This is a genomic window from Marivirga salinae (genome assembly GCF_030503855.1).
GTDB lineage: Bacteria > Bacteroidota > Bacteroidia > Cytophagales > Cyclobacteriaceae > Marivirga > Marivirga salinarum.
In genome coordinates this window covers 3716800-3741648 of sequence record NZ_CP129971.1, presented here as the reverse complement: position 1 = coordinate 3741648, position 24849 = coordinate 3716800, and the positions used below count along the sequence as shown (strand labels likewise).

The window sequence follows — 24849 nt, the reverse complement described above, 5'->3', positions numbered from 1 at the left end:
TCTCAACTATTGTATTCAAAATAATGTCATTTTCACCAAAACCTACTATCCCCCTTCTTTTTATATTATTTTCAGTATTTAATCTTCAAGCCCAAAATGCGTGGATCAATGAATTTCATTATGATAATGAAAGTACAGATGAAGGAGAATTTGTTGAAGTAGTGATTGAGGATGAAAGTTCTTATAATTTAAGTCTTTTTACCCTACTTCTCTACAATGGTTCCGATGGGGAAACTTATGGGAGTTCTCATACACTAGACACTTTCACTAAAGGTGGTACTGAAAATGGGGTTACAATTTTTTATAAAGATATTTCAGGAATTCAAAATGGTGATGATGCTTTTTCGCTGGATTATAATGGTGATTTAATACAATTTATTAGTTATGAAGGTGCTTTCACAGGAGTAGGAGGTCCCGCTGACGGTGAATTGTCAACAGATATAGGTGTGGAGGAAACCACTTCAACTCCAATGGGGCAATCATTGCAATTATCAGGAAATGCTACTGATTATTCAAATTTTACATGGGAAGGCCCTGCTATAGAAACCAAAGGACAGTTGAATTACGGGCAAAGCTTTGGTGCTGCTTGTACTGATCCTTCTACTCAAGCCATATTTTCTACACCTTCTGAAACAGACATTGAAGATAACCAGATCAATTTAAGCTGGAGCAGGGGAGACGGTGATGGAGTGCTTGTTTTGGCTAAAGAAGGAGGTGTTGTAAATGAGATACCTCAAAATGGAGTAAACTATAATGCTGATGAAAACCTTAGCAATGGGTTGGCTGATGAAATTGGGACAGGCAATTTTGTGGTGTATGATGGAACGGCTAATTCAATAAATATCTCTGGATTAGCTCGAGGGGTTGAATATCATTTTGCAATTTTTGAGTATTTAACCACTGATAAATGTTATTTAACTGAAAGTGAAACGATTTCGGTAACGACTACTACGTCTTTGGATGAGGATAGTGAAATTAATATCCCATCTACTCAAATTCCTTCTAGTGAGATTTCTTCAACTGCAAATTCAGAAACAGATGCAGTAGAGGTTTTCAAATTTGATATTTCGGATAAGGGTAGCGAAGATGGAATGGCAACTTTAGTCAATACTATTTTAATAGAAAAAAGTGCTGATAATGGAGTAGTGGATTGGTCAACGGTTATTAAAGGAGCAAAATTAAATGATGGTAATTCTGATTTAACTATCACTGATTTATCCATAAATAAAGATAATATTGAGTTTGATCTGAAAGAAAATGAATATTCTATTGCAGATGGAAGAACAGAAACTTTAATACTTTCCATTTGGTTGAATGAAACTCAAACTGATGGAGATATTGTAGGATTTGAAATCCCTGAAAACCATAGTTTTGGAACTGATGTTAGTGGTTCAGCCTTTGTTAATCCCATTTCCATCCCGATTACTTCAAATGTATTTGAAGAAAATGTGGTTGCAACTCAATTAAATGTCACAAGTACTGCTCAAGAATATTTCATAGAGGATAATTTTAGTATTTCTGTTTCAGCATTAGATGCTAATAACAATATTGATCACTCAGCTCGGAAAGTAAATATCTCTGCAAATGGAACAGGAACACTTTCTGGAGTTTTACAAAAGGATTTAATAGATGGAAAAATAGAATTTGATAGTTTAAGGTATAATGTTTCAGAAGAGCTTATTGTAACAGTTGATGATGGGGTCTTGAGTGAGCAGATAATGATTAATTTCATTGAACCTCAAATCAATATTGATAGTGCTGGTTTTAAACCTGATTTTGGAATCATTTCTTTTCCAAATAAGTCTGATTATCAGTCTTATCAGCTTTTGGCTAATAATTTAAAGGATACTCTATTTATAAAAGCTCCTGAAGGTTTTCAAATTTCATTGAATGCTGAATTCTCTAATCAAAATGATAGTCTAATTATCATAAGTGATAAAGCTATACAAGAGGAAATATTTGTTAGATTTTCACCTAATAGTACTGTAGGAGAATCCTATCAGGGTAATATTTTAAATATCAGTCAAGATGCTGATACTACCTTTTTAGCTGTAAGTGGACTAGAAGGAACTTTAAATTTATCTTCCATCACATCTGCAAGAAATAAATCAATAGGGGATCGGGTGAAAATTAAAGGAGTAGTAATTGGTGGGAATAATCATTTTGAATCTAAAAGAATAATTCAAGATGAAACTGCTGGAATAGCAATTGAAGGACTCAATTCTACCGATATAAATTTTGGAGATAGCGTGGAAGTGGAAGGTGTTTTATCTGAAGAAGCGGGGTGGCTATCGCTTATTCCTGAAAAGGAAATCAATATTTTGTCTTCGGATTCAATAGTAATAGATCCTATATTAAAAGCTATTGCTGAAATTGATGCTTCTGTGGAATCTCAACAAGTAAAAATTGAAAACCTAGATATTTTAGGTGAAGGTCAATTTTCCGAAGGAGAGTATTATGTAATTGATGAAAATTCCGATTCCCTGATATTCAAGTTAAATAGAGATAATCATCCTTTGGTAGGAATGGAAATCCCAATAGGGAAAGTAAATGTGACAGGTTTTATAGGTATAAAAAATGATACATTTCATATTTACCCTGAGTTTATTCAAAATTTAGAAATAATTCCAAGGGATACAATATTAATAATTGATGCACCAGAAGAAGGCTTGAGTTTTGGAAGTATTCTTTTAGATGAATTTTCAGAATCGAAGCGCTATAGCTTGAAAGCAGAGAATTTACCTGAAAATCTTAGGGTCACCACAAGTGATAATTTTGAAATCAGTTTGTTAGAAAATGGTGATTATGCAAATGAAATAGAATTACCGATCAATGAAATTGGAGATATTCCTGAGATAGAAGTTTATGTTCGTTTTTCGCCAATCAGTGCAAGAGGAGGGCAGGTGTCTGGGGAAATCATTCATATTTCAGGTGGACAGAAACAGCTAGTAAAATTAAATGGAATAGAAGAAATGATTACTTTAAATTATTCTATTCTTGAGCGTAAAATTTTGATTTATCCCAATCCTGTAGGTTTGAAGCTTAATATTGAGTTGATAGAATCAGGAGATTTTCAATTTCAATTAATGGATATTGGAGGCAAAATTTTAATTGAAGGAGAATTAATGAATGGTAAAACATTGAAACTAGATGATTTGAAAAAGGGTATTTATTTATTGAAGATTTCTGATGGTACAGTTGACTACCATCAACGGATAATCAAAAAATAGAAAAGCCAACTTTTGAGTTGGCTTAAGGTTAAAATTCCTGTGGAGGATTGTACTTTCTAAAATGTCCATTCATTTGAATCAGTTCTTTTGATCGTTGAATGTCTCTTAATTTCGGTAATAATACCTTCAAGTGGTCCATTACAAAGCGCTGTCTTTGTCTTTCCTCTATTAATTGTATCAATTCATATTCGGCTTCTGTGGAAAGGCCAATTTGATGTGCAATATCAAAAACCTGAAAATCCATAGAAAGCTTTCTGTTATCTACTTCTACAAGATCGTACATTTCCTGAACAGCTTCATAGATTTCTTCTTTTAATAAAACTTCGCCATTATTTTTATTAGGGATTTCTTCAATTGCACCAATAGCATATTTTTTATTTTGATATGGGTTTTCCATATTTAATACCTTAACAATTCTTTTACCTCTTGTTTTAATGTCATATCTACCATCATCATATTCTTTGCTTACTTCACGGATTTCCATTTCAGTACCATATTCTACCTTATCTTTCACATATGAAGGAATTGCAAATGTACTATTGTCATTTATGCAATCAGATATTAGCTCTTTGTAGCGTGGCTCAAATACATGTAGATTGAGATTTTGATAAGGAAAAGCCACTAATTTTAGAGGAAAGAGTGGAATTGTTCGTTTCATTTTAATGTTCAATGTTGATACATTAACTTTAAAGGATTGTTTAATTTTTAGGTTTCATGTATGAACAAAATAATTTCATTTATCTAAATAAAGTCTAAATATTATAAGAATAGTAATATTTTACTGTTCAGGAAAATGAAAATTGTTAAATAATGATTTGAGTTTAAACTGGATAGCCGATGATATAACTCAAGTAGCAATGTAAAATATTCGGTCTAATTAAAATATTTTACATTGCTACATCTTAAACTTATTGTTTTACAAGTTTTGCATAGCCCATGATAGAGCCTGTTGCTGTTTTGTAAACTGTTCTGATTTGATACACTCCAGTAACCAATAAACTGATGTCTAGCTTTACATCCGGATTGTCTTTTAAGTCAAAATTTTCTTGTATCATTAACTTGCCCATCTGATCATAAATAGCCACATTACAGTTTAAAACATTGCTGTTTTCAAGCAGAATTTGCACCTCATTTTGAGCTGGATTTGGGGCTAAAACGAGTTGTCCATTTCTATTTTGATAATCAATATTAACAATAGGAGAGTAAGAAAATTGACCGTCATAATCCAGTTGCTTAAATCTATAGTATGTCTTGCCAGAATTTACGCTATAATCGGAATAAGCATAGTTTGATTTACTGTTGGTAGTACCATTCCCCTCTACTGTACCTATTGGTTCGAAATTTTCACAATCTTTCGATTTTTGTATTTCGAAATAATCATTATTGATTTCACTAGAAGTTTCCCAGCTTAACTTTGTGTAATTATTTTTTAATTCTCCTTTAAAGTAAAGTAAATTAATTGGAAGAGGTCCTTCTGTTGAAACACCCACAGAAAAATCACTAAAGCTGTTAAGACCACTTCTTGAAACAGTAATAGGGTCTGTAAAACTTCCTCCTGCATTTGCAGAAGAATAATTTCCAACAATCGCCCAATCATCTGCATCTGTTCCTCTTTTTAGTACAACATGGTTGTCTGCAGCGTCTCCATTAGTATGACCTATGGATGTAAGGGAAATGTCATATTCTATAACTGAACTTAAATTGGTAGGTTCTATGGTCCAGAAACCATAATCCAATACTCCTGTGACCTCATTAGAACCAATTGTTAGACCAGTAGGGCCATTGCCTGTAAGTCCAGGATTAAATTCTGCATCTATGCAGGTAGCTGCACTGATAGATGTGAAAGATATGAGTGCATTTTCAAGATGATTAGGTGATCCAACAGGGAAATTGTACGATTGTCCTGCTGTAACACATCGTCTTAATTGACCATTTATATAGGAGGAAGTACTAAATGCGGAAATAGCATTTGGATCTGTGTTTTCTACCCAAATCCTATCATTTGTTGATATCACTCCCTCTGTCAAGCTTAGAATTCCTGCTATTCTCAAATCATTCTGTATAGTTAATTCACCAGCTGTTCTGTTGATTTCAAAATTATTGAAAACATTGTCGGTGGTTGAGATTTGCAAAGAACCTGCAGCACCAGCTCCATTAATAGTTAGGTTGGAATTAATGTTTCCGCTAAGTAAACCGGCAGTAGAATTAATGCTTCCGTTTATGGTCATGTCATTTCCTTCCAATCTCAAACTTCCTGAACTAAGTATCAAATTATCTAAAATGATATTGGCATTGAGTGTAAGTCCGCTTCCGTTATTTAAAGTAAGTGTGTTTAACTGGCTCACTTGAGCTGGTAAATTAATGCCGGCAGTGCTACCTTCCACAGTAATTGAAGAAGTATTTGCAGTTAAAAGATTAGCATTGTTACCATTTATTGGATTTCGAATAGTCAAAGTATTTGCACCTATAGTAAGTGTTCCAGCTGTTAAATCCAGCACCTCCATAACATTTAAGTTGCCACTTAAAGTTACACCAGATGCATTGTTAATATTCAAGCCTCCGGTAATGCCCCTAATGTTTTGAGCAGCGGCACCTCTTATATTTAAAATACCAGAACCTGTAGATTCTGATCCATCATTATAAAAATCGCCATAAACGTCTAAAGTCCTGGTGGCATTTATAGTTAAACGTGCCCCTGCATTTATTCCTAGATTGTTAACATCAGCATCTGCATTGATAACAGGATAATTACCGCCTAAAGGAGCTGCAGGAATTATTGCGCCAACTGTAGAAGAAGGTAATGAGGTAGACCAGTTGGAAGCAGTATTCCAGTCGTTAGTATTACCTAGCCAAACATTACCTACCGATATTTCAAATGATTCTGTTGTGGTACAGGTTCCATCATCAACCGTCACGGTGATAGTAACAGGTCCTGTCTGATTGTTTTCAGGATTTATGGTCAAATTTCGATTTGCGTCAGTTCCACCAATAGTTATTTTATTATTTTTAATGACCGAAGTGTTGGATGAAACAGCGGAAACTGTTAGTGATCCTTCAGGAGTTTCAAAATCGTCTATCGTAAATGTGATAGGAGGGGTAGTTGTATTGATGTCCGTAATCTGATCTGGAATAGCAGTGATGGATGGTGCTTCATTATCAGCTACATTAACCGTAATTGAGCCTGCATTATTACTAAAATCTGAGTCTGCCTGATTATAAGATCTTAGGCTGGCGTAAGTTGTGATAGAGTTAGTATTTTCTCCTACGTTTACTGTGCCTTTCATTTCTAGGCTTACCGTTTCTCCATTTCCTACATAAGGTATTGTCCAATAGCCACTTGATTGGTTGTAAGTTCCAGTACTTGCAGTAGCTTCCTGCAAAGTAAAGCCAACAGGTAAGGCACTGATTACGGATATATTTGTGGCATTGTCTGGGCCATTATTGGTGAGATTTACTGTAAATGTCACTAAACTATTAACACAAGGATTTAAATTATCAGCATTGAAGGAAAGAGCAAGATCCGAGACCTGGGTTGGAGTTTCGCCAAAAACCATCATTCTGTGCATCGCTCTTCCGTTAACAAATAATCTTTCGTTTAGATCATAATTAATTCCGTATGGCTCACTCATGTTTCTATCATCAGGTGTGCCAACAGAATTATTACCATCGTTAAAATCAACATTCTGAGTAAAATTGGGTTGACCTAATACAATGTCTGCTGGAGCACCATTGGATATAGGGATTTCATTGTAAACCAGAACCCTATTATTACGATAGTCTGCAATCGCTAAAACTCCAGATGGAGATACAGTAATCCCTGGACTATTCATTTTATCTGCCGTAGAACCGGGAACCCAGTCTGTAAAATTATTTTGTCCAATAACTACATCAGCAAAAGCACCATCTTCAGTAGGTATATTATTGTAAATGAGAACTCTATTATTTTCATCATCCGCTATCAATAATTTACCGTCAGGTGAAAGCGCAGTATTCCAAGGGATATATAATCCGTTTCGAGAAGCTGTAGCGGTATTAGTTGTAAAATCGGGTTGACCAATTACTAAATCAGCATCAACGAAATTAGTATTGGGTATTTTATTAAAAATTAGTACTCTACTATTATTTCTATCCGTTACTATCATTTTACCATCAGATGTTATTTGTACATCTGTTGGTCTATTAAATCGATTGGCTGCTAAACCTGGATCGTTATCTGTAAAATTATTTTGGCCTAAAACGACATCTGCAGGCTCATTATTAGTGGTAGGAATACTGTTCCAGATTAATATTCTGTTGTTTCCTGCATCAGCAACTATTAATTTATTTCCGTCAGGGCTAAAATTAACTCCATCTGGAGCATTTAAACCAGTGGTGCCATTATTTGCCCCTGTATTAGTAAAGTTTGATTGCCCTACTACCACATTGGCAGCTGTTCCATTTGATGTTGGGACGCTGTTCCAAATCAGTACCCTATTAGTTGTTTGAGAGCCTACCGCCAATACTCCTTTAGCACTTACGGCAGAACTGTTGGAACCTGGAGCAGTTACATCAGAGGCAACAGTGCTGGTGGTATTGAAATCAACTTGACCTACGACAAATTTAGCACTTTCAAAGTTTCCATAGCTTTGTTTAAATACTTCTACGGAAAAACTGGAAGTGGAAGAGCATGATCCATCCGATACCTCAATAGTTACTTCTGAAGTACCAAACTGGTTTAATCCTGGAGTGATGGTAAAACTTCTATTCTCACCACTACCTGAAAAAACTATCCCTGATACAGGAATTACAGTTGTGTTAGAGGAGGTCACAGATAAAATTAAATCATCGGGGGATGTTCCTACATCCGAATCCGAGATTGTGAAGTTTACAGGAGCAGAAGTTTGATTGTAATCTACAGCCTGATTGCCAATTGTACTTATTTCTGGTAAACTATTGTTGCTGACGGTTACGCTTAAATTTGAGCTGTTGTTTGAGGGATCAGGATCTTCGGCAAAAGAATTGGTGATTGCAGCACTGCTGTTGATGGTCAGACCGCCCTGATCGTTATTTACGCTAGCAGAAATCAATAAGGAAGCAGAATTTCCGTTGGTGATGTCTCCGATATCCCAAATGCCAGTAGTTGAGTTGTAAGTTCCATCGCTTGCTGTTGCGTTTTCAAAAGTGAGCCCTGCCGGAATTTCAGATAATACCTCTGCATTGTAGGTGTCATTAGGACCGTTATTAGTTACTTCTACAGTATATTCTATTATCTCTCCTTTACAGGGATTGCTGGTATTAATAGCATAAGATAAATTGAGATCAGCAGGAGGGGTGGAATAGCTGAAGGATAATCCTTCAGTTGGTTTGATGTCTGATGTTATTTCAATTCCTCGGTTTGAAACATCGCTATAAATTGTATTGGAAGTGTTCCAGTTGCCTGGCCCCACATAATCTCTTAGTGAGATATCGTTGTTATTTACTCCAATTATTCCTACCTGTGCAACCAGCTGAATTCCTGGATAATTAAAGGAACCATAATGATATGTGATTTTGTTGGATGTTTCGTGTAGCCTTATTTGGAAATCGTAACTATCGGTTTGTCCATACCAAGTATAGTTTTCCCATTGGATCACGCAGACCCTGTTAGGAGTAGTGCCTTCAGTTTCTATTCTTAATTCTGAACTTGCCTGTGCTGTTAGGTTTCCAGAAAAGCCTGCTAAAGTATTAGGGAAATTATTTATTATTGGATAAGAAGTGGTACTTGTACTTCCTCCAAAATGTACGTATCCATTTTCTGAAATACCTAGTTGAGAATACTTTGTCCCTAAATATTCAAAATCGAAACCAATGTTCTCTCCTGCAAAAAACTCATCATCATCAGCTAAATTATCAAAAATAACAGTTCCACCTGTAATGGGTTCGTAAGTTTTTATTTCTGCACTGAATACATAATTTGAAGCATTCTGACTGTATAGGGTGTGCAAGTTGACTAAAGAGAAAATAAGCGCAACTAATAGTTTTGTATTAAAAAAGGATGAGGTAAAATTTTTCATAATCTATAAAAAGTACTTTTTCGATCTAAACTATTCAATAAAACATATTTCAAACTGTTCTATAAATGGCAAAGGTAATGTAAGTAATTCAAGTATTTAGGCAAAAAATATAAAAATAATCAATTTGGAAGGGGATTCTCTTGTTTTTTAGACTAAATTGCTGTTTTTCAAGATGAAAGGGCTTAATTTTCGTATTGTTTTTTGCTTGAAAATTATACTTATATAATATCCTATAGTTAACAGGGTATGCAGTTTTATTGGAATTGAAAATATTGAAAAACCTTCATAATTTTGTTTAAAGGCCTTATTTGTAGTCTACTATTATTTTCTGTTATTATTAATAATTCTGATTACTTTAAGTGGATATTTGTAATTTTTATGTACTTTTCAGTAATTAATTATACGTTTAGGTGAAAGTTTTTCAGGGGGTTAAACTGGTTGTTGGAGGTGTTTTAATCTAGTTCTTATTGAATTCATTTTTGTAATATAAGAGGATGAATTTAATTGTAGGAACATGTTTTTGTTTTGTTCCTACAATTAAATTCCATTATTATTTTTCCTCTAGACCAGGCAAATTAAACTGTCCAAATGCACTTTCTTCTTTCATCAATTCCTCAATTTCACTGCTTTTCCTCGGGGCATCATCTGATAGTAATTCAATACTCTCTTTTTGAATCAAATAGTCATCTTCAATTCTTACTGGAATGTCCCACCATTTTTCATCACAAGGGCTACCTTCAGGAATGTAAATGCCAGGTTCAATAGTGATGACCATATTTTCTTCCAGTGTTCCATATTCTCCTAAATCGTGAACATCCAAACCGATGTGGTGGCAACATCCATGCGGATAATATCGGTGTCTTCCAGTTGCGGGGTCTATCAAATCTTCTTTATTTAAACTTTTAATTATCCCCAATTCTAATAAGCCTTTATTGATAACTGCCTGAGTAGTGTCCAGTAAATCTGAAAAAGGAACCCCCGCTTTAGCAATGGACATGGCAGCTTCCTGAGCTTCATATACCAAATCATAAATTGCTTTTTGTTCTTTGGTGAATTTTCCATTTACTGGAATAGTTCTTGTCACATCTGCTGTATATCCGTGATATTCAGCCCCCAAATCCATCAAAATTAATTCTCCATCTTCAATTTCTGGTTTGTAGTTGTCTATATAATGTAAAACACAGCCATTATGACCTGCGCCCACTATGCTCGGATAGCCTTCATACTCAGCTTTATATTTTTTATAAATAAATTCATGCATGCCTTGCACTTCCAGTTCAGACATTCCAGGCTCCATTGCACGCATTACTTCGGCTTGACCTAAGGCGGAAATTTTCACTGCCTTTCTCAATAGATCCAATTCCTCTTCGGTTTTTATTCCACGCATTGGGCGTAATAATTCATCTAACAAAGTAGTGTTCAAATTATTCTCTTGTGGTTCAGGCGTGATATCTAAGCTAGTATTATCAGGATAATTTACTTTTTGTTTGAACTGAGCAATCAAATCATATAAATCGCCTTCTTCCTGAGTTTCTCTCACATCATCTTCAAAATCATGAAATAATACCTGATCAAATTTTGAGAAGTCAATTGGGAAATTTTTGAATTCAGGAGTTTCAAAGGCCACTTCTAGTTTTAAGTCTTTTATGGCTTCTTTAGTAGTAATTCTTCCACCATCATACAATTCAGCTAAAGCATTTCTACCTCTTACAAATACAACCTCATTGAAGCTAGCATCATTAATATTTTGCTCTTCTGAAAATATCATGAGTAAGGCATGAGGTTGTTGATGACCTGTTAAATAATAGAAATTAGGATCTTGGTGATATTTGTAATTTACATCATTAGCTCGATTACGAATAGGGTTGGAAAAGAAAACGGCCACAGAATTTTCAGGCATTTTATTCCGTAAAATTTCTCTTCTTTCTTTATGGAAGTCGCTTGATAGAAAGTCTTGTGGTTTTTGCACTTGACTTAAAGCAAGGCTCGGGATTAACATTGAAATGAGAAGTATGTGAAATATTTTCATAATTTTGATTTTTTGAAAAATACGTAAATTCTAATTTTAATATGATAATTTTTATATTAGTGGCGATGAAAACCTAATTTAAATAAGTTTTCTGTAATCTAACGTGAAATTATTTTCATTCTATAAACTTTTTATCATATAAATTACGTTTGTTAATATTCATAGACAATATAAACTTATAGTATCATTCGGCTTTTGCAATGCGATTAATTCTATTTTCCTCTTTTCTCTTTTTTTTTATTTTCTTAGGCTGCGATCCTAAAGGGAAGGTACTTGAACCTGAAGAGGAATTTGAGCTTACTGCTCCATCATATTTTGGAAGTTTCAATGAGCGTATTCCTGAAGATAACTCTTTCACTTCCAAAGGATTTGAATTGGGTAGAATGCTTTTTTATGAAAAGAAATTATCAGGAGATAACAGTATGTCATGCTCAAGTTGTCATCAACAAAGTAAAGCTTTTACAGATGGTAAGGCCTTCAGTCCAGGCATAGATGGGCAAGAAGGGGAAGTGAGTAGTATGTCTTTGGTGAATTTGCTTTGGGCTGAACATTTCACCTGGAATGGTAAAATGCAATCTGTAGAAGACCAATCGACTGAACCAATCCGAAATCCAATAGAAATGCATGAGACCTTTGATAATGCCATTCAAAAATTGGAAGATGCAGGTTACAATACATTATTTCAAGAAGCTTTCGAAACGGATGAAATCACAGAAGAATTAATTGGGAAAGCATTGGCTCAGTTTCAGAGAACATTGATTTCATCTAATTCTAAATATGATCAATATTTAAGAGGTGAATATGAACCAACTCAGTCTGAACGAAGAGGAGAGCAATTGTTTTTTACCCATCCAATTCCTGGTCAGCTGAGAGGTGGTAATTGTGGAGACTGCCATTTAGGGCCTCTTACATCAGGGGCCATAGATGGTTTCCAAGGTTTTCATAATAACGGATTGGATAATGATGAAAATATGGATGAAGGCTTAATGGCAGTGACTGGAGACGAGAAAGATAAAGGTCGTTTTAAGACACCTAGCTTAAGAAATATTGCATTAACTGCTCCTTATATGCATGATGGTAGATTTGAGAGTTTAGAGGAAGTGATTGAGCACTATGATAATGGAATCCATCAAAGTAGTACTTTAGACATTTTGATTATTGAAGGCGGAAATGAAAATCAAGCTCCTGGAGAAAGACCTCAATTATTCCTTACTGAACAAGAAAAAGAAGATATTCTGGCATTTTTGAATATGCTTACGGATGAAAAATTTATAAATAACCCACAATTCTCTAATCCATTTGAAAATGAAAACGATTAAACCACTTTTTTATATTTTACCTTTTATATTATTCGCATGTGGGGATGATATTGAAGAAACAGCTTCTTTAGAATTAGAATTTATTCATAAGTCAGGAAATGAAAATTTTGAATATGGAAAGACTTACACAAATAAAGCTGGGAATGAATTTTCACTACGTCTTTGGAGAACATATATTAGTGAAATCAGATTGATAAAATCTGATGAAGAAGTTTATGCAATTCCTGAAAGTTATCATTTAATTGAGCCGACCAACGCAAATAAATTTAGGTTAAACTTAGATCAGATACCATCTGGAAATTATAAAGCCATTCGTTTTTATGTAGGTGTTGTGGGTGACGAAAATTTGTCAGCGGAAATAGTGGGCGATTTAGATCCTTCAAACAATATGGCATGGAATTGGACTACAGGCTATAAATTCATCAGGATGGATGGAGAATTTCAGGATAAAGAAGAAAATAGAAGAGGAGTGGTTGTTCATATTGGAACGGAAGTGAATTTAAAGGCACAAGTATTTGAATTTGATCAAAATATAAATTTTGCTGGAGATAATAATAAATTGGAATTTGAACTTGATTTACTAGAAGCTTTTCAAAATCCTAACACCATCGATTTTGAAGTTTTGAGCGATTTTCAATTCAATAATGAAGCGGATTTGATAGGTGAAAATTATGAGGAAGGCTTTGTGAAGCTAATTGAATAAATTTTATTCCTTATAGTAAAGATCTAAAACATAGTGAATTCTAAATGGTTGAAATCAGTAAATTAAAATAAATTGACTTATGAATTATTTAAAAAGAGTTCTATTTCTACTTCCAATTATGTTCTTAACCCTTGCTTGTGAAGAGGATGTTGATGATTTAGTTGATGATGACGATGATAATTCTGTCAACATAGTGGAAATGACGATAGGGAACTCAGGAGCCTCAGCTTATTTTGTAAGTGAGACAAATGGAGATGAGGATGTTACTACATTAAATGAAGATAATAGCACTTGGGGTCTAACAGTGGGCACACGTTATGAATTAACCGTAACGGGTGCCAGTTCACACCCTTTTGCTTTAAGAGATAGTGAGAATAATATACTGTTGAGCATGAATAGTGTCGAAGGAAGTTTTGAAGGAGATTCGGATGTTGATTTCCAAAATGATGGAACTAGTTTTAGTTTTACTTTAACACAAACTTTAGCAGATGAACTGGATAATTATGTTTGTACTCTCCATCTTGGAATGACAGGAAATATCACAGTTAATTAAAATAAAAATAAAGTCTCCAATACACTTAAATCAGTAAAGGAGACTTTTTTATAATACCATCATTGAAATAGTTAACCTAAAGCTATCTCTCCCCAATCTGCATGCATTTCATCAAAACGGTTCATTACTTTTTTGATGAATTCTTCAGAGATAAGACTTTTTAGTTCATTAACATCTGCTACCTCATACTCATCAATCTTAAAAGTTTGCTCGTATAAACCTAACTCAAATTTCACTAAATATTTTTCATTCCATTGGAACAAACTGATTTTGCAAAAGTTGTTGGGAAGTTCACCTATTACCCTCATTTTTTTATATTTTTAATTTTTCAAAGTTAAGCCCTTATTATTCATGGCAGAATTAAATGAGCGATTTTATGATTTTTTAACAGAGGAAGATGAACCCAGAGCATGCAAAGCCATCCCTGATGATGCTTGTACTAATGTTCCTAAAAATTTTACGCTCAATATTGCCAATGGAACACTAACTAAATTGGCAGAAAAAATTATCAGTCCTAATCTCACACTTGCCTGGATCATGGATTTCTTTGGAGCTTCTTCAGCTATGATTGGTGCATTAGTGCCAGTTAAAGATGCGGGCTCATTATTACCACAGTTAGCCGTTTCAGGTAAAATTCGATCTTTCGCCATTCGAAAGTACTTTTGGGCAGTCAGCGCTTTGGTTCAAGCTTTTGCCTGGCTGGCCGCTGCAGGTCATATATTTTTTGGTGATGAAGATTCTATTCCGATCGTATTACTCATTTTGTTAGCTGTTTTCAGTTTTGCTAGTGGAGTTGCGTCTGTTGCCTACAAAGATGTGATAGGAAAAACCATTCCTAAAAATACCAGAGGCCAAATGTTGAGCTATCGTTCTACTTTTGGCGGTATATTGAGTTTGATTGCTGGGGTAGTTTTAGTCTTTTTCATACAGGAAGAAGCTGATAAATCCATATACGGATTTATGTTTTTATTTGCTGCTTTCCTATGGTTTATAGCTTCTATTCTATTCTTTATGATAAAAGAAGAAAGAGGGGCCACAGACGGAGGAAGAAATCCATTACAAGAAATTAAAGCAGGAATTGGGCTTATAAAAGACGAGACAAATTTTAGAAATTTTCTGTTTACAAGGGCTCTATTAATGGCAGTTCCGCTATTACAACCCTTTTATGTTTTAGTTGCCAAAGATATTGGGAATCCTGAATGGAGTTTATTGGGTTATTTAATTATAGTGAATGGATTGGCTAATGTAATAAGCAGTCCTTTCTGGGGTAAAATAGCAGACCAATCGGCTACTCGTTTGATGCGAATCTCTTCGTTTATTGCAATTGGCGGTGGAGTGTTTGCTCTATTGTTTTATTATGCTTCTGATTGGAATTTAGGATTCTTTGCCTTTTTACCTGTCTTTTTTATCAATGGGATTGCCTATAGCGGTGCAAGATTAAGCCGAAAAACTTATTTGGTTGATTACGCGCCTGAAGATAATAGAGCCACTTATGTTTCCGTTGCCAATACTTTTATAGGTTTATTTACCATAATTGCAGCTGGTTTTGGAGTTGTAGCTCAACTTTTTGGCTTACCAGCCCAAATCATATTTTTTATGAGTTTGTTGGTTTTGGCAATTGTTTTAAGTTTTAGGTTGAAGACCGTTTGAGGATATTAAAATCTTGTTGAGAAAGGTGACTCTTACGGAGCTTAGGTTGCATTTTATTTTTTTAGTTACCATAAGGTCATGCCTACGGCATTTAAGCGTGGAATTTCCCATGGTCGTGTGGCACACCGATCATTCTTCCTTTATTTTAGTATCTCTAATCTTTTGTGCTCTTTGAGAAACCTTAGTGAATCTTTCTGGTTCAAAAAATAGACATTTCTGTATGCGTGGTAAATAATTCCAGGGCGTGCATGCCTTTAGCTGAGTTGCCTTTTTCATTCAGTTTCGGACTCCAAACCGCTATGCTGAATTCGCCAGGCAAGACGGCTGCAATTCCTCCGCCAACACCACTTTTTCCAGGTAATCCCACGCGAAAAGCAAACTCACCTGACTCATCATAGAATCCGCAAGTCAACATCAGGGAATTAATTCTTTTGATTTGATTGGGTTCTAAGAATAAAGTACCATCTGGAGCGCATTTTCCATGCTGAGCAAATAACTGGAAAGACCAAGCCAATTCCACGCAACTCATATCTATTGAGCAAGTATAAAAATAGAAATCCAATACGTCTTCTGGATTGTTGTGGATATTTTTAAAGCTCTTGATGAAATTAGCCATGGCTACATTTCTATAGCCCATGCTTTTCTCCGATTTAAAAACTTCTTCATTGTACTGAATCTTATCTGTCCCTTGTAAATCATGCATAAACTGCAAGTAATCATCCTTAGGATTGTCTAATTCTGAAAGTAAAATATCGCAAATTACGATCGCTCCTGAGTTGATAAATGGATTTCTGGGAATACCAGCTTCATGCTCTAATTGCACTAATGAATTGAAAGGATCGCCTGAAGGCTCTACGTCTACTCGATCCCAAACTTTATCGCCTATGCATTGAATAGCCATGCTTAAGGTAAAGACTTTGGAAATACTCTGAATGGAAAAACGCTCATCATAATCCCCTGCATTGTATGTTTCACCGTTTGCAAATTGAAGGGAAACACCAAACTTAAATGGATCAATTTTAGCTAATTCAGGAATGTAGGTAGCTACCTTCCCTGGAGTGTCTACGGAATTTACCGTATGTAAAATATCATCGAGTATTCTGTTATAGTCTTCCAAATTATAATTTTTGTTTCTTCTCTATTACGGCAGGAATGAAAATGAGATACGAATATTAAATTTTTACTTGTAAAGCTATTGTACGGCTACTGACGAAAAAATTAGTGAGTTATGCATTGCATTATCTTATTATTAATATGCATTGACATTCTAAAGAGATATGATTTTAATTTAAAAATGAACCACTCCCTTGGTTATTCTTTTTAAAAACCGAGGGGGAAATGCCTGCTTCTTTTTTAAAGGCACTAGTAAAATGCGAGAGATTTTCAAATCCTGAATTGAAACAAGCTTCAGAAATACTGCAGTTTGGTTTTTTTAACCACTTTTTAGCTAGCTTAATTCTTTCCGACAGTACATATTGCCCAGGTGTGTAGCCAAAAGCTTCTTTGAATTTCTTGAAGAAGGTAGCCCTGCTCATACATGCGGCATTTGCTAATCTATCAAAATCAATTTTCTCGTTTATTTTATTTTGAATAATATGAATGGCATAAGCTAGTGGGTGATGTGTAGCCAAAGCTTTAGGTGAGGAGGTGAAAACATGTCTGGCTTGTGTCTGCATTAATCGGATAATCATCTCCTTCATGGCCAAATCCACATATAAATCTTTGGTAGTGCTGTCTTCGGTTCTTGAAATTTTGATGATCCGATCTACCGTATTAATCAACTCCTGATTATTAATAATATGATGAATACTAGGATCAATTTGCCATTGCTCTTGTTCCATTACTTTCGGATGCTTTTCATTTAGCATCTCCAATGTGAAATCTATTAATTGCTGCGAAATAGCTAATGCAATGCATTGGGTCGGTCGACCTATTTTCGCTTCTGGGAAATCAATTTCCATCACTTCATTTGGGCCTACTATTACGGATTCTCCTGGTAGATAGTCAAATGATTCTTTGTTTTCCAAATGCATGATCTTTTTGCCTCTTAGCATTGAAGTGAATACAAAATCATTGAAAACCAATTTCACATCCTTTGCCTGCTGATGGGTTTCGAAAACATTTAGTTCGCAACTGTCATAAGTATAAGCAGTCCGATTTTCCACTAAAGTGAAAAGCGAATTCTCATTTCCTACAGGTACTTGGTATGGTCGGATTGCATTGTTCATAGCTAAATATTTTCCTACTTTCTATTACCTATATGTTAGGTTTCTAAATCCTGACAGAACTCCTGACATAATGCGGAGAAAGCGGTCTTACAATTTAGTAAAATTTATGATATTCTAAAAATTAGATGGAAAGCAAAATGATTCATACGCTTAACAAAATAATTAAGAATTATAAGAAGGAAATTAGAGGATATTAAAAATTAAAAAATTACTATGGAAACTTTAGAAAAAACTCACAAAACAGTAGAAAGGCCTACTTTCAAGGCACAATATGACCACTTTATTGGTGGTGAATGGGTAAAGCCTGCCAAAGGAGAATATTTTGATAATATCAGTCCAGTTGATGGAAAAGCCTTTACCAAAGCAGCCAGAGGAACCAAAGAAGATGTAGATAGGGCAATTGATGCTGCACATAAGGCGTTTGAAACCTGGTCGAAAACTTCGGCAGCAGCGCGTGCTAATGTGCTCTTGAAGATTGCTGATATTATTGAAGAAAATCTTGAAATGCTGGCTAGGGTTGAAACTATTGATAATGGTAAGGCTTTAAGAGAATGTAGAGCTGCAGATTTGCCACTTTGCGTGGATCACTTCCGTTATTTTGCGGGAGCCATCAGGGCAGATGAAAGTAGTATTTCAGAGCATGATGAGCATACTGTTAGCATTAACTTGCAAGAACCTTTAGGAGTTGTAGGACAAATTATTCCATGGAACTTCCCATTATTGATGGCGACTTGGAAAATTGCTCCTGCTTTGGCAGCTGGGTGCTGCACGGTAGTTAAGCCAGCTGAGCAAACCCCAACTTCATTGATGATTTTGATGGAATTGATTCAAGATGTATTACCTGCTGGCGTATTGAATGTAGTAACAGGCTTCGGTCCGGAAGCAGGTAAGCCATTGGCACAATCTGATAGAATTTCAAAAGTGGCTTTCACTGGTGAAACTACTACAGGGCGCCTTATCATGCAATATGCTTCCGAAAACCTTATTCCGGTTACAATGGAATTAGGTGGTAAATCTCCAAATATCTTTATGAAATCTGTGATGGATAAAGATGATGAATTCCTAGATAAATGTATTGAAGGAGCTGTGATGTTTGCCTTAAATCAAGGGGAGGTTTGTACATGTCCTTCTAGAATTTTGGTACATGAAGACATCGCTGATGAATTTATGAAAAGAGTAGTAGAACGAACCAAAGCCATTAAAATGGGACATCCATTAGCGGAAGATACCATGATGGGAGCTCAGGCATCAAATGATCAATTTGAGAAAATTCTTTCTTATCTGGAAATAGGTAAGCAAGAAGGAGCAGAGGTGCTTTGCGGTGGTGTAAAAGCGGATCTAAATTCTGGTTTAGAAAATGGATACTATATAGAGCCTACAATTTTCAAAGGCCATAATAAAATGAGGGTGTTCCAGGAAGAGATTTTTGGTCCTGTTACCTCGGTTTGTACATTTAAAACCACAGAAGAAGCTATAGAAATCGCCAATGATACCATGTACGGATTAGGTGCTGGATTGTGGAGTAGAGATGCACATGAATTGTATCAAGTGCCAAGAGCTGTGAAAGCAGGTCGTGTTTGGGTGAATAACTACCATGCTTATCCTGCACATGCACCTTTCGGAGGCTACAAGAAATCAGGTTTCGGTAGAGAAAACCACAAAATGATGTTGGATCACTACAGACAAACTAAAAATATGTTGATTTCTTACGATAAGAATAAATTAGGTTTCTTTTAGTAGATAGTTTTAAGTAGTAAGTTATAGGTTGTAAGTAAGGAAACTCATTTACAACCTATAACTTTTTTTATTTATGACTTAGAACCTTAAACTTAAAACTGTAAAAAATGGAACGAGTAACAATAAGCGATCGTGCAATTGAAGTAATAGATGAACTTAGGGACAGATTTGGTGAACTGATGTTTCATCAAAGTGGAGGCTGTTGCGATGGTTCTTCGCCTATGTGCTTTGAAAAAGGAGATTTCAAAGTCGGTGGAGGAGATGTATGGCTAGGACAGGTTTACGGTTGTGATTTCTTCATGAGCAAAGATCAATTTGAATATTGGAAACACACCCATCTCACTCTAGATGTTACAGAAGGCCGAGGCTCAAGCTTTTCATTGGAAATCCCGATGGGAGTTCGTTTCATCATTCGATCCAGAATTTTCACCATGGAGGAAATGGAAAAATTAGAACCTACTATGACTGGGGAAGAATATTTAGAAGCAGATTCAACAAACTGAATTAGTAACATTTCCATTTTATAGCGGTTATATTAAGTAAAATCGACAAAGAAATGGCTAAAAAGAATGACATACCAACCGTAAAAAATGAAGAGCAATACGAAGCTTTAAGGGACAAAGGCATGAGCAAGGAAAAAGCTGCTCGTATTGCCAATACACCAGATTCAGGTAAAAAAGGGGGACAAGCACCACCTTACGAAGAGTGGACAGTAGACGAACTACAGGAACAAGCTCAAAAAGTAGGTATTGAAGGACGTTCTAAAATGAATAAAGCAGAATTGATTGACGCATTGAGGAATCATTAAGAAATGGTAGTTCCAAATAACTACCGGTCCAATCTGCGTTACTTGACCTAATTAGACTAAAGTAGCAAGTATCTAGTATCTAGAAAAAATCGACCTCACTTTCTACTTCCAACTCTAGCCTTATGAACCTGAAAACCTCAACACTTAAAAACCTCAAAACTTCCGCACCTGATAATAAACCAAAGGCACAAAATACAATGCCGTAAAAGTCCCTATTGTCAAACCGCCCATAACGGCTAATACTAATGGTTTTTGCAATTCAGCTCCCAATCCACCTGAAAGCAATACCGGACTTAGGGCCAAGAGCGTTGTGATGGAAGTCATCAGAATAGGTTTCAATCTGATTTTTCCAGCTGAAAAGATGGCTTCATAAACGCTTTCTTTATCTTTCTTTTCTAAGGCTTTTAAATTGCGGTTCATGGTATCTACTTTCAAAATGGCATCATTTACCATAATTCCCAGCATTACGACCATCCCAATAGCCGACATAATATTGATACTGCTTCCGCCAATCCAAAGCATTATCATAGCACCCAAAATCCCGAAAGGCAATGTAAAAATTACGATTAAAGGCTGCCAAAAACTTTCAAACTGAGCCGATAAAATGAAATACAAAAGCACTACAGAAATCAACAATATAAAAGCTAACTCCTTTAAATTTTCCTGATCGGTAAAATACCTTCCTGATATCTTTTGGATCAAGCTGTTGTCATTAGCCCATTGATTGATTTTCGTAGTCAGTTTTTCAGGGTTCTTTTCTAAAACTGCATCTTGACTTAAGTTTATCGAAAAATAAGTCCCTGAAACATCAGCAGTAATTTTCTTTAATCTTGTGCCCCATTCATAATCCACAAAATTTTGCAAGGCATAGCTTTTGCCTTCGCTATTTTTTACTTTGGCAATTTTCAATAAATCAGCAAAAGCTTTTTCATCAGTCTCTAAAACCACTGGGGTGATGATGGCGAACTGCTTTAATTCTGAAATCTTATAATTGCCTAATACTCTTTGTAGTTGACTAATGATTTGCTCTGGAGCAATGCTGTATCTCAACAATTCCTTCTGCTTTATGGTCATAATCATGCTACTTTCTTCTTCCAAAGAAGGTCCCGCTTGAAAATTATCAGTAGGGAAGTTTTCCAGAACAGGTTTCACGCTTTCTGGATTGGCATTTTTTAAGCTTGGGTCTTGCCATTGCACCCTGAAATAGGGTTCTTCACTGGCAAACAGCATATCAAAAGCATTCTTAGCATTTTCTTTTTCAAATGAAGCTTTGGGATAAGATTGTATTACTTGATTTTCCAGAAAATTCAATTGCTCATTTTTAACTTCCTCACTTTCAAATTGAAGGTAAATCAAGCTTTCTTGCAATTCAGCATTTTCCAAACTTAGCAGATATTGAGGGATGCCGGCATCTGTTTCGCTAAACTGAAGTTGTTTATTTAAATTATCTAATAATTCCTGACTGCGGTTTGCATTTTCAATGACATCAATCGGTTCATTCCAATTGATTTTAACTACCGCATCATTTCTGGTGATTTCAGGTAAGCCCTTTTGCTCCATATTCCAGAAAGCCAAAATCCCAAAAGGAATAATTAAAATGATTAGGAATAAGCTCAAGCCTTTATTTCGGAATGACCAATGATGTGATTTTTCAAATCCGCTGACAATGCTTTTAAAAAAGCGGCTGTCCTCTTTCTTGAAATCTTTTTTATTTTCAAAGAACAGACGATAGAGCAGTGGAAGCAATACAAAAGAAACACCCAAAGAAACTGTCAAGATAATACCCACAGAAACGGCCTGGTCGAAAAATAGCACTCCACTTACACCGCTTAAGAAAATCAAAGGGACAAATACTGCCAAGGTAGTCAAAACCGAACTGATTAAAGCTCCCTGCACTTCTGCCACTCCAGCCACGCAAGCATCCAATAAGTTTAGACCTTCCATGCGTTTTCGGCTGATGTTTTCTAATACGATAATAGCATTATCAATCAGCATTCCCAAACCTAAAGCTAAGCCGCTTAACGAAATGATATTGATGCTTAAACCAAATATTTCAAAAAACAGAAAGGATAAAATCAGTGATAATGGCAAGCTAATTCCCATGATAACGGGCAAGCGAAAAGAACCCATGAATAGGAAGAGAACTCCAAAAGCAAACAATCCACCAAAGAGCAAACTTCCTTGTAGATTATTAATGCCTGCTTTCAAAAAAACAGATTGGTCTTGAGTGATGGCAATATCCAAAGTCGGGTAATCCTTTTTAAACAGATCAATGGATTCTTCAATTTTAGGCATTAATTCCGTCATTACCGCTTGTGGTTGCTTGTGAATATTCATCACTATGCCTCTGTTCTGATTGAAAAAGTGGAAACCACTGACTTTCTCTTCTCCGGTTATTACTTCTGCTAACTGATGTATCGGAATGTATTTTTCTTCATTAATTTTGACTGGAATTTGCGCAATGTCTTCCGCATTATTCAATCTTCCTGCCATGCGCATATAATATTGGTATTGCCCATCTTTTACTTCCACACCGCCCAATTCCTGATTGGCAGATTGAATAGCCTGAGAAATGGCTTCTATTTCTAGCCCTGCTCTTTCTAGGGCCTTTAAGTCAGGAATGATTTTGATTTGTTCATCTACCGTTCCGTTCAAATCGACTAATGAAATACCTTCTATTTGCTCGATTCGCTTTTTAATCACATTTTCTGCCAGCCTAGAGCTTTCCACCATATTGGAAGCGTCCTTTGGAATCAACTGAATTTTTGCAATGGGAATATCCGTATAATTGACCCTAATCACCCTAGGTCGAGACATATCAGCCGGAAATTGATCCGTCAGCCGATCAATTTTCTCATTGACTTCCACAAAAGCCAAATCCATTCTTTGTCCATAGACAAACCGTAAGCGCAACAAACCATTCTCATTGGAAGCGGTGGACTGTAAATCGGACAATCCCTGCATGGTAGCCAAAGATTCCCGCATGGGTTTAAGGATGTTGTTTTCAATGGCTTCAGGAGAGGCATTAGCATAATCAACTCGAATGGCCATTTCGGGCACATCAATATCGGGTAGGAGGGAAACAGGTCGGTTCAGCCAAGCTAATACGCTCAGTCCAATGAGCGCAACAAAAGTCATAATAACAGCTATGGGCCTTTGGATGAAATAGCGGGTCATTAGTTGTCAGAATTTTGGATGCTGATAGGGGCATCATGTGCCAATTGCAAATTGTTATTGGTAATCACCAACATTCCAGCTTTCAAGCCATCCGTGATTTCCACCATTTTGCCATTATCATATCCGAATTCCACATAATTCCATTTTGCCAGATCTTTTTCGATGGAAAAAACTACTGGTTTGCCAGAGCGCAATACCAAACTGCTTTTAGGTACTTGCAATCTTTCGCCTTTTGGAATTTTGATTTCTACATACACATTCATGCCAGGCCAAAGTGCATGTTCTCCTTTTATTAAAATATGAGTTTGCACTAATCCATTTTCATCCACTTTAGGATTAATGCTGAAAACTTCTCCTTGAAAACTAGTGTCCTTAGCAGGGTTACGAATCTCGGCAGGCATGTCTTCTTTTAGGTTTAAGGCTTCGGATTCCAATAAATTCACTTCTACCAAAAGGCGGTGGTTAAATTCAGAAAATAATTCATCCCCAGAAGTAATGTGTTTTCCCTTAAAAGCTTTTACATCATATAGTGTACCCGAAAAAGGTACCCGAATCACGGTTTTTTGCAGTGCTATTTTGGCTTCTTGTAACTGAATACTGCTTTCTTGCATTCCACTACCTATTTTCAGTTTTTGATAAAGACTGTCTTGTTCTGGATTTTCCTGAGCTAATAGTTTCGGGAAACCAATGAGGCTGTTTTCAAATTCCAGTTTAGCTTTTTCATAATTGATTTCTGCCGATTGCAATTTCAATTGTGCTTCTTCAGGATTTAAGCGAATTAAAACTTCTCCTGCCGAAACTTTCTGTCCTGATTTGATATTGGCTTGCTGGATAGTGCCAGTAGTTTCGGCTAAGACTTTCACGTCTTTGTGGGCTTTAACCTTTCCAGCGCTTTCAATCAATAAATAGAAAGGTGCTGAAACCACTGTATCCACCTTCACCATTGTATTGGGAGCTGTATTTTTAACGTTTTCAGTAGCCGTTTCTTCATCTATTTTTTCTTCGCTACCACAAGCCCAGGAAAGGATAGGAATAAGCAGTAAAAATAATTTTTTTGACATATCGATTTTGGTTCAAAATTAAAACTACTACTTTGGTAGTTTAATATCAAAAGAAATAGGATTAAAACTAATGAAAATTTTGTTATAGGTTTAGGGAATTCACTATTCTATTTATGGTTAGTGAGTATTATGGGTTTGATGAAAAAATTGATGTAATGGATTGAGGACTATTTAACAACTCTGGCTACCTTTAATATTGTTTTAACAGCCAAAGAATGCATGTGTGTCTCCATTAGTCATCCTGTAACCCTTCAAAATAGGGTTTTGATATTTTTAGAATTATATAATTATTTACATAAGTTTTAGTTACGGTTAAAAACTA

The 24849-nt window shown here is 35.6% G+C and carries 16 protein-coding genes; 8 read left to right on the top strand and 8 right to left on the bottom strand.

The window, feature by feature from the left end:
* Positions 1–23 precede the first annotated feature (23 nt).
* Positions 24–3230, top strand: coding sequence for a T9SS type A sorting domain-containing protein (locus QYS49_RS15605; RefSeq protein WP_308348613.1), 3207 nt, complete (start codon positions 24–26; stop codon positions 3228–3230).
* Between the two features lie 28 nt (positions 3231–3258).
* Here QYS49_RS15605 and QYS49_RS15600 read toward each other — a convergent pair whose 3' ends face one another.
* The 3 genes from QYS49_RS15600 to QYS49_RS15590 all read right to left on the bottom strand — a co-directional run bounded on the left by QYS49_RS15600 (position 3259) and on the right by QYS49_RS15590 (position 11291).
* Positions 3259–3888, bottom strand: coding sequence for an LON peptidase substrate-binding domain-containing protein (locus QYS49_RS15600; RefSeq protein WP_308348611.1), 630 nt, complete (start codon positions 3886–3888; stop codon positions 3259–3261).
* A gap of 250 nt (positions 3889–4138) precedes the next feature.
* A complete protein-coding gene (locus QYS49_RS15595; RefSeq protein ID WP_308348609.1) occupies positions 4139–9262 on the bottom strand; it encodes an NIDO-like domain-containing protein in 5124 nt (1707 codons plus the stop codon).
* A gap of 550 nt (positions 9263–9812) precedes the next feature.
* Complete coding sequence (locus QYS49_RS15590) at positions 9813–11291, bottom strand: aminopeptidase P family protein (protein ID WP_308348608.1); 1479 nt, start codon at positions 11289–11291, stop codon at positions 9813–9815.
* 200 nt (positions 11292–11491) lie between these two features.
* Between QYS49_RS15590 and QYS49_RS15585 the strand changes: the two genes are divergently transcribed.
* From QYS49_RS15585 to QYS49_RS15575, 3 genes are all read left to right on the top strand, one after another.
* On the top strand, positions 11492–12610 hold the full coding sequence (locus tag QYS49_RS15585; RefSeq protein WP_308348607.1) for a cytochrome-c peroxidase: 1119 nt from the start codon (positions 11492–11494) through the stop codon (positions 12608–12610).
* Positions 12597–13313: an MbnP family protein gene (locus QYS49_RS15580; protein WP_308348605.1), complete on the top strand. Its 717-nt coding sequence runs from the start codon at positions 12597–12599 to the stop codon at positions 13311–13313. Before QYS49_RS15585 ends, QYS49_RS15580 begins: the two co-directional genes overlap by 14 nt.
* Positions 13314–13392: 79 nt before the next feature.
* Positions 13393–13866, top strand: a complete 474-nt coding sequence (locus QYS49_RS15575; RefSeq protein WP_308348604.1) for a cupredoxin domain-containing protein — start codon at positions 13393–13395, stop codon at positions 13864–13866.
* Between the two features lie 71 nt (positions 13867–13937).
* On the opposite strand, the gene QYS49_RS15570 is transcribed toward QYS49_RS15575, so the two are convergent.
* The gene (locus QYS49_RS15570; protein WP_308348603.1) at positions 13938–14174 is read right to left on the bottom strand and encodes a hypothetical protein; all 237 of its coding nucleotides are present in this window, start codon (positions 14172–14174) and stop codon (positions 13938–13940) included.
* Positions 14175–14217: 43 nt separating this feature from the next.
* On the opposite strand from QYS49_RS15570, the gene QYS49_RS15565 reads away from it, so the two are divergent.
* Positions 14218–15516, top strand: coding sequence for an MFS transporter (locus QYS49_RS15565; protein WP_308348601.1), 1299 nt, complete (start codon positions 14218–14220; stop codon positions 15514–15516).
* A 199-nt stretch (positions 15517–15715) separates the two neighbouring features.
* Here the strand turns inward: QYS49_RS15565 and QYS49_RS15560 are convergent, their stop codons facing one another.
* Both QYS49_RS15560 and QYS49_RS15555 read right to left on the bottom strand, forming a co-directional pair.
* Entirely contained in the window at positions 15716–16633 is a 918-nt protein-coding gene (locus QYS49_RS15560) for a glutaminase (RefSeq protein WP_308348600.1), read from the bottom strand.
* A gap of 166 nt (positions 16634–16799) precedes the next feature.
* Positions 16800–17744 (bottom strand): AraC family transcriptional regulator, encoded by a 945-nt coding sequence (locus tag QYS49_RS15555; protein WP_308348599.1) that lies wholly within the window; start codon positions 17742–17744, stop codon positions 16800–16802.
* Between the two features lie 213 nt (positions 17745–17957).
* Between QYS49_RS15555 and QYS49_RS15550 the strand changes: the two genes are divergently transcribed.
* The 3 genes from QYS49_RS15550 (at position 17958) to QYS49_RS15540 (ending at position 20289) form a co-directional block, all read left to right on the top strand.
* The gene (locus QYS49_RS15550) at positions 17958–19481 is read left to right on the top strand and encodes an aldehyde dehydrogenase family protein (RefSeq protein WP_308348598.1); all 1524 of its coding nucleotides are present in this window, start codon (positions 17958–17960) and stop codon (positions 19479–19481) included.
* 107 nt (positions 19482–19588) lie between these two features.
* Positions 19589–19984 (top strand): DUF779 domain-containing protein, encoded by a 396-nt coding sequence (locus tag QYS49_RS15545; RefSeq protein ID WP_308348597.1) that lies wholly within the window; start codon positions 19589–19591, stop codon positions 19982–19984.
* A gap of 53 nt (positions 19985–20037) precedes the next feature.
* Positions 20038–20289: a Rho termination factor N-terminal domain-containing protein gene (locus QYS49_RS15540; protein WP_308348595.1), complete on the top strand. Its 252-nt coding sequence runs from the start codon at positions 20038–20040 to the stop codon at positions 20287–20289.
* 153 nt (positions 20290–20442) lie between these two features.
* Here the strand turns inward: QYS49_RS15540 and QYS49_RS15535 are convergent, their stop codons facing one another.
* Together QYS49_RS15535 and QYS49_RS15530 are read right to left on the bottom strand one after the other, a co-directional pair.
* Positions 20443–23466: an efflux RND transporter permease subunit gene (locus tag QYS49_RS15535; protein ID WP_308348593.1), complete on the bottom strand. Its 3024-nt coding sequence runs from the start codon at positions 23464–23466 to the stop codon at positions 20443–20445.
* Positions 23466–24527, bottom strand: a complete 1062-nt coding sequence (locus QYS49_RS15530) for an efflux RND transporter periplasmic adaptor subunit (RefSeq protein WP_308348591.1) — start codon at positions 24525–24527, stop codon at positions 23466–23468. The genes QYS49_RS15535 and QYS49_RS15530 overlap by 1 nt, the downstream gene beginning before the upstream one ends.
* Positions 24528–24849 lie beyond the last annotated feature (322 nt).